12 protein-coding genes are annotated in these 15,835 nt (G+C 34.9%); 2 read left to right on the plus strand and 10 right to left on the minus strand.

The window, feature by feature from the left end; all coding sequences use genetic code 11:
- Positions 1-8 precede the first annotated feature (8 nt).
- Positions 9-1,121: an endonuclease/exonuclease/phosphatase family protein gene (locus Q1K34_RS09950; RefSeq protein ID WP_300437964.1), complete on the plus strand. Its 1,113-nt coding sequence runs from the start codon at positions 9-11 to the stop codon at positions 1,119-1,121.
- Here the strand turns inward: Q1K34_RS09950 and Q1K34_RS09955 are convergent.
- Genes Q1K34_RS09955 through Q1K34_RS09965 form a run of 3 tightly spaced genes read right to left on the minus strand, consistent with a single transcriptional unit; the run spans position 1,090 to position 6,279 of the window.
- Positions 1,090-1,494 (minus strand): response regulator, encoded by a 405-nt coding sequence (locus Q1K34_RS09955; protein WP_300437967.1) that lies wholly within the window; start codon positions 1,492-1,494, stop codon positions 1,090-1,092. The genes Q1K34_RS09950 and Q1K34_RS09955 overlap by 32 nt on opposite strands.
- A 24-nt stretch (positions 1,495-1,518) precedes the next feature.
- Entirely contained in the window at positions 1,519-4,857 is a 3,339-nt protein-coding gene (locus Q1K34_RS09960) for a PAS domain S-box protein (RefSeq protein WP_300437970.1), read from the minus strand.
- 57 nt (positions 4,858-4,914) lie between these two features.
- Positions 4,915-6,279: a capsule assembly Wzi family protein gene (locus Q1K34_RS09965; RefSeq protein WP_300437973.1), complete on the minus strand. Its 1,365-nt coding sequence runs from the start codon at positions 6,277-6,279 to the stop codon at positions 4,915-4,917.
- Positions 6,280-6,335: 56 nt separating this feature from the next.
- On the opposite strand from Q1K34_RS09965, the gene Q1K34_RS09970 reads away from it, so the two are divergent.
- Positions 6,336-7,088, plus strand: coding sequence for a CpsB/CapC family capsule biosynthesis tyrosine phosphatase (locus tag Q1K34_RS09970; protein ID WP_300437976.1), 753 nt, complete (start codon positions 6,336-6,338; stop codon positions 7,086-7,088).
- Here the strand turns inward: Q1K34_RS09970 and Q1K34_RS09975 are convergent.
- From Q1K34_RS09975 to Q1K34_RS10005, 7 genes are read right to left on the minus strand one after another with little or no spacing between them, the layout of a single operon-like run.
- Positions 7,077-9,479 carry a polysaccharide biosynthesis tyrosine autokinase gene (locus Q1K34_RS09975; protein WP_300437979.1) on the minus strand — a complete coding sequence of 801 codons (2,403 nt, stop codon included), beginning with the start codon at positions 9,477-9,479 and terminating at the stop codon, positions 7,077-7,079. The genes Q1K34_RS09970 and Q1K34_RS09975 overlap by 12 nt on opposite strands.
- Positions 9,480-9,483: 4 nt before the next feature.
- Positions 9,484-10,257: a polysaccharide biosynthesis/export family protein gene (locus Q1K34_RS09980; RefSeq protein WP_300437982.1), complete on the minus strand. Its 774-nt coding sequence runs from the start codon at positions 10,255-10,257 to the stop codon at positions 9,484-9,486.
- A complete protein-coding gene (locus Q1K34_RS09985; RefSeq protein ID WP_300437985.1) occupies positions 10,254-12,233 on the minus strand; it encodes a nucleoside-diphosphate sugar epimerase/dehydratase in 1,980 nt (659 codons plus the stop codon). The genes Q1K34_RS09980 and Q1K34_RS09985 overlap by 4 nt, the downstream gene beginning before the upstream one ends.
- Before the next feature lie 10 nt (positions 12,234-12,243).
- Positions 12,244-13,389 carry an aminotransferase class I/II-fold pyridoxal phosphate-dependent enzyme gene (locus Q1K34_RS09990; protein WP_300437988.1) on the minus strand — a complete coding sequence of 382 codons (1,146 nt, stop codon included), beginning with the start codon at positions 13,387-13,389 and terminating at the stop codon, positions 12,244-12,246.
- The gene (locus Q1K34_RS09995; RefSeq protein ID WP_300437990.1) at positions 13,382-13,996 is read right to left on the minus strand and encodes an acetyltransferase; all 615 of its coding nucleotides are present in this window, start codon (positions 13,994-13,996) and stop codon (positions 13,382-13,384) included. Before Q1K34_RS09995 ends, Q1K34_RS09990 begins: the two co-directional genes overlap by 8 nt.
- Positions 13,996-14,601, minus strand: a complete 606-nt coding sequence (locus tag Q1K34_RS10000) for a sugar transferase (protein WP_300437993.1) — start codon at positions 14,599-14,601, stop codon at positions 13,996-13,998. The genes Q1K34_RS09995 and Q1K34_RS10000 overlap by 1 nt, the downstream gene beginning before the upstream one ends.
- Before the next feature lie 45 nt (positions 14,602-14,646).
- The gene (locus Q1K34_RS10005) at positions 14,647-15,810 is read right to left on the minus strand and encodes a glycosyltransferase family 4 protein (protein WP_300437996.1); all 1,164 of its coding nucleotides are present in this window, start codon (positions 15,808-15,810) and stop codon (positions 14,647-14,649) included.
- Positions 15,811-15,835: the final 25 nt, after the last annotated feature.

The following is a 15,835-nucleotide window of genomic DNA, read 5'->3' on the forward strand; positions in this document are numbered from 1 at the left end:
TTGTTCCTATGGGAATTGGAGAAATAATACTGCTATTTTTTACCATACTTATGTGCATTCCCACCCTGGCCTCATTAACCAGATTTGATCAGTGGTGGATTCGAGGTTTTGATTTTCCCAGGATTCAGATAAGTTTCCTTATCATCTGTGTCATCGTAGTTTCACTTCTCTATTACAGCTTTGAAGACATCTGGCAGATCGTGGCATTGGCAACTTTAATATTAAGCCTTCTATATCAATTCAAAAAAATATATCCCTACACCTATATTTCAAGAAAACAGGTTTTAAAATATAAAGGCAATGATCCCAATGGTAGTATTTCTATATTAGTAAGTAATGTTCTTACCCCAAATAAAAGAAGCGATAAATTAATTGCGCTGGTGAATGAAAGACAGCCGGATATTCTATTAACACTGGAAACTGACAAAAGATGGGAAGAAGAACTTTCTGTCCTGGAAAAAGATTATAAGCATAACATAAAAATTCCAAAAGATAATCTCTATGGTATGCACCTTTTCTCAAAACTTGAATTAAAGGATGTAAAAGTCAGATACCTGGTTCAGGAAGATATACCTTCCATTCATGGTTATGTAGTTCTTAGAAATGGAAGAAAGGTAAGGCTCCACTGTCTTCATCCAATGCCTCCAAGTCCCACAGAAAGTGATACATCCACAAATCGTGACGCCGAATTATTAATGGTAGGACGTGATATTGATGTCGAAAAAGATTCGGTGCTCGTAATTGGGGACTTAAACGATGTGGCGTGGTCCAGAACTACACGCCTATTTCAGAAATTAAGCGGACTCATGGACCCTAGAATTGGAAGGGGATTTTTTAATACCTTTCATTCTCAATATTTTTTACTGAGATGGCCCCTGGATCATGTTTTTCATACTAAAGACTTTACCTTAATTGAAATTGCCAGGGAGCGCAATATTGGTTCAGACCATTTCCCTATGTATATCAATCTCAATTATGAACCCTCTGCCCAGGCAATTAACGAGGATACAGACCAGGCTGAAAAAGAAGAAAAAGAATGGGCTGAAGAAAAAATTAAAAATGCAGATCCTATCAGGCAGAAACTAGATTTTAACTTTCCTCAAAATAGGCTGACAACTTAGAGATCCCTTTCAATTTATTACAGTGTCTTGCTGAAACTGGTTTTTCTATAAAATCTACTACATGAGGATCTTCCGCAGCTATTCTTTTATCTTTTCGGTCTATGGACGAAGTGACCATAACCACAAAAAACCGTTCATTGTTACTTACAAATTTTAAGTTTTCAAGAAATTCCCAACCATTCATCATAGGCATATTTATATCCAGCATGATCAAATAATCTGTCTCGCTATCTGAATCGTTCTCAAGAAAATCCAGGGCTTTCCCCGCATTTTTAAAAACATAAGGATCTGAGTCTAATTCACATTTGGTCACTATCTTTCGCTGAAGAAAAATAACTATTTCGTCGTCATCTATAATTAAGGTTCGTAACATATGTAGGGTTTTTTGGGGTTCAACTTAGGATTTATTTTCGGTTTGAATAGCTATATTTCTAATGATTGTATCAAGTTCTTTTGCTGAAGTTAAAATATTATCTAATATTTCATCACTATTATCCAGGTCATCTTTATAATTGAGTAGTAAATCTACCAAACCCATCACTTTAGCAAGGGGTGCCCGTACTACATGAGATTGTGTCCAGGCAATCTCTTTCAACTTCCTGTTATGATTTTCAATATCGATTAGATGTTGTTTTCTTTGCGTGATATCCTGCATTGAACCAATTATACGCTTAGGATCTTTATTTTTATCTAATAGGAGATAACTTCTATCTAAAATATATTTGTAAGAACCATCTGCACATCTAAAACGATATTCAATGGTAAGATACTTCAAACCTTCCTTCTGCATTTTTTGAGCAAGGGATTTAACGTGGCCATAATCGTCTGGATGTATTTTACTGCTCCACCATTCTCCAGTGTAGATGCCTGTATCACTCGTATAACCAAACAATTCAGATGCTACCTCACTAACTTTCATTTCATCCTTCTGAATATCATAGTCGGTAATAAGGTCACTAGTAGCCTTAGCTACAATATCATAGCGCCGTAAACTATCCAATAGTTTTCTTTCCTGCTCCATAGATTGAGTGATATCCCGGGAATTCATCACGATACCTCCTACAGCCGTATCATCACTTAAATTTGTAATAATAGTCTCGATCCAACTCCATTGATTTCTAGCATTTTTAACCCTATAAGATGGTAATTGAATCCTTTTCTGCGTTTGTAGCTGTTCTAAATGAGGTTCTATAGCTTTAAAATCCTTTTCAGCAATATAATCTTTGAAATTGGTACCATTCATTTCAGCAGGTTCTAAACCAAAGACCGTTTTAGAAGCCGGGCTGTTATAAATATAATTATAATCTTTATCTACAATTGAAATAAGATCAGAACCTTCCTGAACAAGAGCTTTGAACCTTTTCTCACTATTCAATAATTTTTGCTCAGCATATATGCGTGCAGTCACATCCTTGATTAGGGATATTCTTGCCTGTTGCCCATCGAATATGATAGGGCTACTATTCACATTTACAAAAATGCGTCCCCCATCCTTTTTCTTATGTTCTACCTTAACCTGAAAGAAATTATTAAAGTTATTGGAAACTACTGCTTCAATTCTATCTGCCTGTTTAGGCGCCCACAAATCTCGAACGGTCATTTTTAGAAATTCCGCCTCTTTAAATCCATATAGCTCTATAGCTGCTTTATTGACTTTTAAGAACTTTAATTGCTGCCTGTCTAAAACCCACATGGGCAGAGGACTATCATCAAACAGGCTTTTATATTTCTGTTCAGAATCTTTCAGTTTTCTCTGAACTTCTTTTCTTTCAGTTATAATTCGAGATAAATCTTCGTGTACATTTTTAAGTGGAGTTATATCGGCACCGTAGATAAACACAACATTTTCTTCAGAAAAATACCTGGAGAAACGCCATGAAATCCAGAGATAATTACCATCTTTCGTTAAACATCTTAGTGCAAGGTCTGGAGTATCTATAGATAAATCCTTAATAGCTCTACCAACTCTTGCACGGTCTTTAGGATTGATAATCTCTGAAAAAGGTTTCGTTAATATTTCACATTCTGAAAAACCGAATTTATCTATAAACGAAGGATTTATTTTTTGAACAAATCCATCTTTCCCAATCACGGCAATTAGGTTTGGTGAATACTGAAAAAAATCATTTAATTGATCCTGGCTCCTTTTTCTCTCAATAGCTGAAGCAATTTGTAAGGTAATATCCCCTAACATAGCCTCTTCCAATTTTTTATTATTGCTAATAGAGCCTAAACAAAAAAGAGAAATTAATTTACCCTGAAAAATTATTGGAATTCCAACCGCAGATTTAATGGATTCCTTATCATTCAATACCATATTTTCTAGTAATCCGGTTCCGTCATTCTCCCTTAAAACCTCTACTTTTTCAGACTGCCATACTTTTCCCGGCAGGCCTTCGCCCTTCAAATAATAGTTTCCGGTATTTCTTTTATTTGATAGGTCTTCAGATAAAGGCCAAAAAGCCGTTCGAATTAATTTTTCACTATTTAAACTCACCTTATAGGCCTCTGCGTAGTCAAAACCCAGATCTTTGCAGAAAATTTTTAAAGTCTTGACCATTGCTTCCTCAAAAGTAGGTTTGCCTCCAAATGCCTTAATAATCTTTAAGATTAATTCCTGATTTTTATTCTGAAGATAGGTTTGGGTAATATCCCTGGCTATACCTACTAAACCAATAATTTCATCAGCATCGTTCTTTAAAGGCACTTTAGTAAGTAAAACCATTTCCTGCTTCCCATCAATATTCGTGATTAAATCTGGTCGGTTAATAACAGGTTTTCCGCTCTTCATAACCCGCTCATTATCTTCAATTATCTCACTGGCTCTAGTTGGCTCAAAATAATCCCGAGGGGAATAACCTTTTCTACTTTCATCAGTAGATTGACCTAACATTTGGATAGAAAACTTCTTGTTGGTCAAAATTGATTTATGCTCTTTATCTTTTACAAAGATATAATCTGGAATGTTATCAATAATTGCCCGAAGCATTTGACGTTCTTCAGCTACAGTATTCTCGGCCTGCTTTTGTTTGGTGATGTCTTTGGCAATTCCGTAAACTCCAATAATATCCCCATAATAAAAAATGGGAAAATTATTCACTTGCAGAAACCTTTTATTATTCCTGGTGCTGACAAAATTTGTGAAATAGGACTGAGGTTTTCCATTTACTGCATTAGAAAATTTTTCAAGTACCATGGAATGGTCTTCCCGCGGGATTAGTGGCAGAAAATGCATATCCAGTAATTCTTCAATAGATGTTTCGGCTAATTTGGCAGAAGCCGCATTGGCATTCACAAAATTACCTTCCAGATCAAATGAAAAAACAGCATCTGGATTGTTATAAAATAGGTTAGAGTAAATTTGCCTATTATACTCTAATTCATTTTCTATCTCTTTTGTAAGTGAAGATTTTTTTGTGGGTATTTCTTTAATAAAAATGGAAACCTTATTTATGTTTCCATCAGGATCCAGGACGGGCGAAAAATACCATTCTAGCTTAAGATTATCTTCATATTCTAAAACAAGTGATTGAAATTGAGCCTTTCGACATAAATCTAATTTTTCCTGAATTTCGGGATTCGGTAAGAAATCAGAAAACACTTTTCCGTAGCTCAACTGAATGTTGTACAGATTTTTGAAAAGGCTTTCAGCAGCTTTATTATAAGCTACTATTCCTTTGGCATAACATACTGTTATGAAAGCCTCCTGATGTATACTGGAAGTTTCCCTGTTCAAGTTTTAAATAAATAGATTTAGGCTTGTGGAAAGTACAAAAAAATAATTAGTCTACATCTAAAAAATGTTTTTGGAAAAATTAATGCCTATTCCAAAATTAGAGTTTTCATATGATTTAATATCAGCCCCTAACTGAGCTTTTAAAATATAATCAGTATTGATTAATTCCAATTCCAAAAGGGTAGAAAAAACCTCTCTGGTCTCAGCGAAAAAAGAATCTTTAACTCCATAATTCTTGCGGTAGCTCAAAAGAAAGCGATAGGGGAACTCATCGAAGGCTTTGCCCTTCAAACCTAAATGATGAACGGTTAGAATATTTGTGCCAATCCTAAATCTATTATCTTCATTCAACAAAATAAAAGGAACTCCAATTACCTGGTTTCTATAGGTCCATCCAGAACGATAGAGATTATTATTGAAATAATTATCTGCGCCATCTACCTCTGAACTTACACGACTTCGACTTTGATTTTTTGTGTAATAAAATTCGTACATTAAAGCTTTTAACCAGGAACTTCCCCAGAATGTATCTCGATTATCCTCAAAATATACCGCATATCGTCCATCAGGAAAGTTTCCTCCTTTCATTCCTGAAGCATCTTCAAATATGTGATTATAAAGAAATTGAAAATCAACATCCCTGATTTTGGTTTGTAATTTTATCTCATAACTACCAATTTGATTACCAAGGGCATTTGCTTCTTCTCCCCCTGCTATCTCATTTTCGCTGGCCATTCCTGTAAAAATTCTGGTATAAGCTTCAAAAGAACCTGGTAGTTCCCCAAACTCTTCAGAATAACCTGCCCATTGAACAAAATGCTGACCTCCTAAAGAAATTTGGAAATCATTTTTGCTTCTATACACTATATGACCGCTTTTATGGTGCAAACGAGTATCTTCAATAAATCGATCATCATCCATTATATATTCTTCCAGGCTGACCATGAAGCCTAAACCGTGGTCCCCTTTAATAAACAAAGGATCTGTAGTAAAAAACCTGATGCCAGGCAAGGGAGAAGCATTTAAACTCCACAAGATATTTTCATTGGATGCACTAAGGTTTTGGAATAAATCTTTGCGTTGCTTTTTTCCAAGAACGATACCTACTTTAGGAGATGAATAAGAGAAATAGGCTTCATCCAATTTGAATCCATCCTCGTAACCATCTTTAAAAAAACTTCCCAAACCAAATTCTGCCTTTCTTTCACCTTCAAAGTCTATCGTTGCTTTATATGAAAGCAATCCCGAAAAATGTGTTTTTTCATCGACCCGTCCACGACTATTAGTATGCATCCAAAAGGGAGATTCTTTACCAGAAAATAATTGCGCCTGACCTTCATAATTTAAATCATAAAAAACCTGACTAAAGCCATGTGTAAGACTTACAATATAAAAAATAAAGATTAGAATATAAATTCTCATGGGTTTGATCTAGGAACACTGCAAATATTACTAATAAGAATTAAAATTATGTAATTTTGAAAGGTAAAATAGGAAGGATGCTGTCAATATTTCGAAAGAATACATATTTAGTGGATTTACTAGAAGGTATAACAGATTTTCACAATCATATATTGCCTGGAATCGATGATGGAGCTAAAACTGTAGAGGAATCCCTAGAACTAATTAGAGAATTTGAGAATATAGGAATACAAGATTTTGTGTTTACCCCTCATGTTATGAACGACTACTATCCGAATACTCCCAGCTCCATCCAGGCCGCATTTGATAAATTGAAATCAAATATTCCAGAGTCCGTCAGCTTAAATTATTCTGCGGAGTATATGATGGATCAGTTCTTTATGGAAAATATAGAAAAAGGATCCTTATTACCCATTGTAAAAAATAAGGTCCTTGTTGAAATGTCTTATTTTCAACCTCCCATTAACCTAAATCAAATATTATTTAAACTGCAGAATAATTCCTTTTCACCAATTTTAGCTCATCCTGAAAGATATGTTTATTGGCATTCAAAAGATCTAGAAAAATTTAAAGATATACGATCCAGGGGTTGCAGTTTACAACTTAATATGCTCTCTCTTTCTTCACATTATGGATCTGGAATTCAAAAAATGGGGTTCCGCTTGATTGAAAACAACATGATAGATTATATATGCAGTGATGCACATAAATTTAACCATATAGAAAAATTAAGAACAATTAAAATTTCTAAAAAGCATCATGCTATGCTTAATCAAATTATTGAAAATAATATACAGTTATTTAAATAATCTTTTTTTTAGGCGATCCCACCTACTTTCTTCATCAGCTCCATAGCCATAGCCATAGCCATAAGAATAGCCGTATTGCGCTCCATAAGAAAACTTAGAATAATCCACATCATTTAATATTACTGCCAGACCTTTAAGTTTACCCTGCTTTTTCAAATCTTTTGGGAAATCTAAAAACTTTTTTTCTGTAAAATCAGCTCTGGTTACATATAACGTATAATCTGCCAGTTGACTTATTAATAAGGTATCGGTAACAATCATTGCTGGTGCAGTGTCTACGATTACGTAGTCATATTTCTTTCTAGACAGTTCTATTAATTCCTCCATCCGGTCGTTCATTAAGAGTTCGGCAGGATTTGGTGGGATTGGGCCAGAAAGTATTACGTCTACCTCTATTTCATTTTCTTTTGTAATGGAAGTCACATCGATAGCAGTGACATTATAATCATATAAATAGTCAGATAAACCTTTTTCTTTAGCTCCTGCAGTGGACTTTGTATATCTATGTAATTTCGGATTACGAATATCTGCACCTATTAATAGAACTTTCTTTCCTGAACTAGCAAGAGTTCGAGATAAGTTATAAGAAATAAATGTTTTTCCTTCACCTTTAACAGTAGAAGTAACAAAAATAACATCTCCTACATTTTTATCTTTATTTTGAATCAAATAAGCAAGATTAGTTCGTAATATCCTGAAAGATTCCGCTAAAGGTGATCTGTCGTTTAAATGAATTACATCATTTTGATCTGCTGTAATTCTTGGTACTTCTCCAATAAATGGAACAGTTTTTATAAGAATTTGCAAATCTCCTTTATGATGAATTTTAGTATCTAGCAGATTTTTAAGAAAAATAATTCCTATTGGAATAACCAATCCAATTATAAAACCAGCAATTAAAATAAGCCATGGTGCTGGATCTACAGGACGATCTAATGTAAAAGCAGAATCTACCACTCTGGCAACAGATGCTGTAGCCGCATAAGATATGGCAGCTTCTTCCCTACGTTGTAATAAAAACAGATAAAGTTGTTCTTTGATTTGCTGCTGGCGTTCAATACTCCTCATTCCTTTCTCAAGGCCCGGAAAATTCCGAAACCGTCCTTCTGCAACATTTTCACGCTGTCCCAATTCCCTTAATCTTACATTTAAAGACTCTCTGGTGCTGGCAATATTTTCGAAAAGATTCCCTCGTAAAGAATCCAGTTGGTCAGAAAGTGCTTCTACAATAGGATTTTTTTCAGTACCTCCTTTTAGATACAAATTTCTTTCCATGACAAGGGTGTTATAGGAATTGATCAATCCGGAAATACCTCCTTCATTTATTCCAACCTCAGGTAGAAAATCATATTTATTTTGTTGCTTTAGCAGATCCTCAATAGAACTTAGTAGCTGAAGTTGAGTTTCAAGATTAAATATTTCCTGTTCTGCTGCGGAAAATTTGGATTGAAATTCTGCAGCACCAGACTCCACATTCATGATACGATTTTCGCGTTTAAAATCTGCTATCCCCCCTTCAACCGAATCTAATTCAGTTGTGATCATTTCTAGTCTCTCCTGTATAAATGCTGTTGTATTTTCAGCAACCTCCTGCTTATCCTGCACACCTTCCTCATTAAAGCGATGCATCAATTTATTTAAGAAATCTTTCGATTTTCTACTGGATTCGTTAACGATATTTAATTCTAAAATATCCTTCGCCTTACCTTTAGGCGATATGGTTAAACTTGCTATAAGATTATTAGTTACTTCTTTAACGGGAGAAATTCTGATATTTACACTACTGGTCCTTTTGAAAGATCCTTCTTCGTTACCGGATCTGGGCAGAATTATAAATTCTAAATTCATTAGATTAACCACCTCTCCTATACTATGTTCCGCTGAATAGTTTAATTCTTTATTTTCCAGTATATAAGTAGTATCTGAGGTAGGTGTAACAAAAATATTTAAAGAGGAATCATCCACTAATGAATCTTTAGAAATAAATTCGATTAAAACAGGACTGGATTTATATGCTTCAACTGTAATAATATTACCTTCGATATAATATTCCACATTAAGATCCAGCTCTTCAACCACACTGGATACCAATTGCTTTGATTTTAACTTTTCAATTTGGCTTTGTAAGCCATCATTATCTAAAGATAAAATAGTACCGCTCCCAGATGGCAACGCACTCATTACGTTATTTTCTTTTTCGTCCACTACAATCATGGTTGCAGTTGTACGAAATTTGGAGATAGTGTATCTATTATATAGATATGCGATTAGCCCCCCTATCAAAAAACCCAACAGGATCCACCGCCAATAGGCTAAATATTTATATAATTCCGCTTTAAGATCAAAATTAGATTCATTCTGCTCTTCTGAAAAGTCATTGAGTTCTTCCATAAAATTAGAGACTATTAATAAGTAAGTAGAGACTTATAATGGTAGTACCAATGGAAATTATTCCCTGATAACTTGAAAAGAATCCCGCTGACTTTACTTTTCTGTAAGATGGTTCAACATATACAATATCATTTTGTTTCAGATAAAAAAAAGGACTCTTAAAGAAATCTGTATCCGTCATATCTATATAGCCAATTTTTTTAATACCATCCTCTTCCCTAATAATAGTAATATTCTCTCTTCTTCCATCATAGGTGATATCTCCAGACATAGCAAGTAATTCCGGCATTGCTATACGCCCGTCCAGTATTTCAACTCTTCCTGGGCTTCCAACCTCTCCTAAAACGGTTACCTTAAAATTCATAATTCGAACATCCACAATCGGATCTTTAACATAGGTTTCTATTTCTTTTTCTAATTTTTTTTGAATTTGAGTCCTTGTCAATCCTTCCACCTTTATTTCTCCTAAAATAGGAAAATTTATAATCCCATCAGGACGAACCAAATAACCGTTAAGCGATGGATTTTGATTAACCCCGCCGCCTGTCTGTTGCCCCTGACCTCTCATTTGGAAAGGTTCAACAATTTCTTCATTAATTGATGATGAAGATACGTTGATTCGAAGAACATCATTTTTCTCAATTTTAGGCTCGTATTCAAGAAGGTTTCTTTGCCCATTGAGAGATTCCTTTCCCTCATAGAAATAAACTATTTCGTCCTTTGTAGCACAACTATTCAAACTTAAAGCCAATAGCATTAAACAAATTACTCTATTCATAAACTCTTTTGTTCTTTCCTTAACTCAGTAACATTATCTAACCTTTCGTAAGAGGAATTATTACTTTTAAATTCTGGTATTAAATCTTTGAGTTTTGCAACCACTTTGTCGTTCTTCAACTTATTGGCAGATTTTATGATCTTTATAACCTTATCATTAATCATTTCATAATCTCGTACCACATCCTGACCAATCATTATTTTTTTATGATGAGTAGGTAGTGTTTTACATTCATCATTAAGCAATTCTTCATAAAGTTTCTCACCGGGTCTTAAACCTGTAATTCTAACTTTGATGTTTTTATTAGGTTGATAACCGGCGAGTTTAATCATTTTTATGGCCAAATCCATAATTTTTACGGGCTCCCCCATATCAAAAACAAAAATTTCTCCTCCTTTACCCATGGCTCCAGCTTCCAATACTAATTGGCAGGCTTCCGGGATAGTCATAAAATATCTTATAATATCCGGATGTGTAATAGTCACCGGTCCACCTGCTTCAATTTGCTTTTTAAAAAGCGGTACAACCGATCCATTTGAACCTAAAACATTTCCGAAACGGGTTGTGATGAATTTTGTGCTATTCGGGTTGGTCTTTATACTTTCATGATAAAGGGACTGCACATACATTTCAGCAGTCCGTTTTGAAGCACCCATTACATTACTGGGGTTTACGGCTTTATCTGTAGAAACCATTACAAAATGGCCCACATTATATTTAATCGCCAAATCTGCCAGATTCTTTGTTCCGTGAATATTGACGAAGATTGCCTCATGAGGATTGCTTTCCATCAAAGGCACATGCTTATATGCAGCCGCATGGTAAACTACATCAATAGACTGGTTTTGGAACATCAATTCTAATCTCTTTTGGTTGCCAACATCACATACAATCACCTTGAAATTTAAATCTGGAAATTTAGCCTCTACCTCCAGCTGAAGATTATGCAATGGAGTCTCTGCCTGATCTAAAATGATAAGTTTAGCAGGATTATACTCTGCAACCTGACGAACAATTTCGCTACCTATTGAACCTGCCGCCCCAGTCACTAATATCGTTTTTCCTGTTAACTGATCAATCTTGTTTTGTACTTCTAATTGAATCGGTTCACGTTCTAAAAGATCTTCTATCTGTAATGTTTTCACCTTTTTGGCAATAGGTTGGTTCTCATCCCATGACGAAACAAGTGGAGCATTATATACAGCTATATCATGTTCTAAACATTCCTCTACCAGTTTAAATTTTTCTTCAGGGGTTAAAGTATTTTCAGAAAAAATAATAGCATCTGCTCCTAATGATTTTACTTCTTGAGAAACTTTTTGAGTATGCCTTAAAACTGGTTTATCTAAAATCCTAAGGCTTTTATGAGAATCCTGTGTTAAAAACCCCACTATTTTGAATCTCTTGGGATGTTCTATATCCAAAGCTCCTGCAATTGAAATGGCATTTTCGTCAACTCCCAATATTACGGTCTTGATAAGCGATTCATTTTTATGAGCAATCTTGAAATATTCATAAACCTGTTTAACCCCAAGCCTAAATAAGAATAATAAGGAAAACGAGATCCAAAGGTTAATAAGGAGTCCGCCTACCAAAAATATCTTTTCTCCAATAAATAATAGACTTATATAATTTAAGGCTAAAAGGCTTGAAAAGGCACCGACTGTAGCGAGCAATAGTTTAAGTGCATCCACATTTGAAGAATACCTTATAATACCCGCATAGGTTTTAAAAACGTAAAAAAAGAACACATTTGTAGAAACTACTAAAAGCGTTTTTTCGAAGTACGAGAGTAAGGTGTATTGTAGTGGCGAAAGATCCAGTAGAATAAAAATCGTAAGGATCGTAGAGATAGTAACTAGCCCAATATCAATCAATAGAACCGCCCAACGTGGTAGATATTTTAAATTTCTAATATCCAGGGCGTTGTCGGGATCGGCAAGATTTTTTTTTAGGGCTCTATTTATGCTACCCATAATTTAGATTCTAATTTTTTAAACAATTTACAATTGCTAAGCTTATTCTATCTCTATCGTTATCGCTAAGATTAGATCCACTTGGCAAACATAAACCATTTTTGAACATCTCTTCGGCAATTCCCGTGCCGTAATACGGATCTTTACTGAAAACGGGCTGCATGTGCATTGGTTTCCATAATGGGCGGCTTTCAATATTTTCAGAATCCAAACACTTTCTCAGATCCTCCCTACTAACACCTCCTGTTATATTTTCATCAACGGTTATAACTGTTAGCCAGTGATTGCTGTAAAAAAGATCATTAGGCTCTTCAAATACTTTTATTCCGTCCATATCCCGGAATAAATTTACATAAAATTGAAACATATTACGTCTGCCCTGCACTCTTTTATCCAGAACTTCCATTTGCCCTCTACCAATTCCTGCTGAAATATTACTCAAACGATAATTATATCCAATTTGGCTATGTTGATAATGCGGAGCATCATCCCTAGCCTGGGTAGCCAGGAAAACAGCTTTATTCTTATGCTTAATATCTTTAGTAATCAATGCACCTCCCCCTGAAGTGGTGATAATTTTATTACCGTTAAATGAAAGAATGGAAAAATCCCCTAAGCTTCCACAATTTCTTCCTTTATAAGTACTGCCAAGCGCTTCTGCACTATCTTCTATTACCGGAGTTTCATATTTTTCTGCTATAGCATTAACCTCATCAACTTTGTATGGCATACCATAAAGATGCACCGCGATAATAGCTTTAGGTTTCTTCCCTTTGGAAATCCTGTCCTTAATGGCAATTTCCAACTGATTTGGACAAATATTAAGAGTATCTGCCTCACTATCAACAAAAACCGGAGTTGCGCCAAGATATGCAATTGGATTAGCCGATGCTGCAAAAGTCATACTTTGACAAATCACTTCATCACCTCTTCCAACGCCCAATAATATTAGTGCTAAATGTAAAGCAGCAGTACCGGAACTTAATGCAGCAACCTCAATATTCTCTGAATTCAAATATTGTTTAATTTCTTCTTCAAAGCCGGTCACATTTGGCCCAAGAGGAGCAATCCAATTTTCTTTAAAAGCCTCATTAATATATTTTAGCTCGTTCCCACCCATATGAGGGGAAGAAAGCCATATTTTATTTTTATTCATTTTCTATATTATTAAACTTAATGACTTTACCTGGATTACCAACAACTACTGAAAAGTCTGGAATATCATTTATTATTACCGCTCCCGCGCCAACAGTAACCCATTTCCCAACTTCAACTCCCGGTATTACAGTTGCTCCTGCCCCCACGTGAGTACCTTCTCCAATGGTTACATTACCGGTTATAGTTGCGGAAGGAGAAATGTGTACATAATCCTCTATTATAACATCATGTTCTACAATAGCACCAGTATTTATTATACAATGAGCACCAACCTTAGTAGATGAGTTAATTACTGCATTAGCCATGACCACGGAACCGTTATCTATTTTTACTTCCTCGGAAATCACTGCTGATCGGTGGATTAAAGCTTCGATAAATAAATTTTGAATTTTATCGGAAACTTTTTTTCTGGTTAAATTATTTCCAATGGCAATAACAGCTTTCTGGTTAAGCATCTCCTCAGTCCAATTATGATTCACCTTAAATTCATATAATGTCTTTATAGATTTATCATCATCGAAAATAAAAGTTACAGACTCCCCATCTTTAGAGTTTATTATATCTAAAATAACTTTAGCATGTCCGCTGCCACCGTATACTATCATTAATTTTTACCGTTAAAAGGTTCAGTAGTTGCCATGTTCTGGGTATTTATTCCTTCAGAAATCAAGACTTTTTTTATAGTTCTAAAAATTATTTTTAAATCTAATACAAATGAAACATTTTCGACATACCAAACATCAAATTCAAACTTCTGGGTCCAACTAATTGTATTTCGGCCATTTACCTGAGCCCAACCAGTGATCCCAGGCCTAACCCGATGCCTTTTGCTTTGCCTCTTTGAATATAAATTCAGGTATTCTGGCAATAAGGGCCTGGGACCCACGATGCTCATATCCCCGGCCAGCACATTAAACAATTGCGGAATTTCATCTATCGATGTTTTTCTTACAAATTTACCAATTGTGGTCAATCTCTCTGCATCCGGCAGCAGCTCCCCGTTTTCATCTTTAGCATCGGTCATTGTTTTAAATTTTACAATTCTAAAATTTTTTCCGAATTTTCCTGGCCTCTTCTGAAAAAAGAAAGGTTTGCCTTTATTAGCCATCGCCAAAAGTATGGTTATTACAATTAATAACGGACTAATTAGAATTAAGCCTAGAAGAGAAACGATAAAATCTAAAAATGGCTTAATAAGTTTAATATACATGAAGGTCTTATAAAAATTGAGCTAATTTCATCCGCGGCGGCGAATTTAATCATGATTATGCAGGGCTTCTAATTCTTTATATTCTTTTAACAAAATTTGCCAAAACTGGGTCCGTTCATATTTCATTTGTATTAATTTACGTGCGTTTTGAGTTAATTTAGATCGTAAAGAACTATCTTCAAGTAATTCTTTAATAGCGACTTTAAGTTCTGAAATACTTTTTGCCGAAACAATTTTCCCGTTAAGACCATCCTGTATAATCTCATTGCACCCATTAATGTTTGTGACAATTGCAGGCAGTCCCATAGCATTTGCCTGCATCACCACATTTGGGAAGCCTTCCCGATAACTGGGGAAAGTCAGGACATTGCCGATAGAAAAATATGGTCGTACATCTTCCTGATAACCAGTTGTGAAAATTTTTGGATGAGATTTTATTAATTGGAGGACCTCATCGCTTAATGGGTCTAGCTCCTGTTCAAAAGGTCCTACCAGTAATAAGGATATACTTGGATGTGTTTGATGAAGTTGGGAAAAAGCAGTCACCAACTCATTAATTCCTTTTTCTGAAACCAACCTACCCACAAATATGAAAACAAAATCCTCTTCAGGAATCCCTAGTTCTTCTTTAATCTTTAATTTTTCATCCTTCTCGAAAATTGAAGGATCAAAATAAGTAGTATCAATTCCATTTGAGCTTCCTTCCCCAAGTACTTTTAATTTGCTTTTTTTGGTATATCCTAATTTCAAAATGATCTTTTTCAGTTCATAAGAATTGGGATATACTTTTGTGGCAAGGCGATACGTAAAAGTTTCCACAGAATCCAGGACCTTTCTTTTTAGCCCCCTTGTTTCCATCAAAGGCAGACCGGCAACTGTGTGCAACCTAATAGGAACTCCGGCCAATTTAGCTGCTAACATTCCAATAATACCGGCTTTTGGAGTATGCGTATGTACAATAAGTGGTTGTTCCTCTTTGAGAAAATTGTATAATCTCATCAATGCTTTTAGATCCTGAAAAGGTGTAATAGCCCTTGTCATCTCAATCCAGAAAGTACGCACCTTATTTTTTAATCCATATCTCTCTAATCTTTCCTTTTCGGCAGCAATTGCTATTACCTCATAATGCTTATTCATAAAAGTTAATTGACCTTCTAAAAGTTTTTCTAAAGAAAGAGGAATCGTGGTAATTCGGACTAGCTTCTGCACTAATTGAAAATAATTTTTGTTGCAA

Origin of the sequence: Christiangramia sp. (assembly GCF_029937855.1) — a bacterium.
Lineage (GTDB): Bacteria > Bacteroidota > Bacteroidia > Flavobacteriales > Flavobacteriaceae > Christiangramia.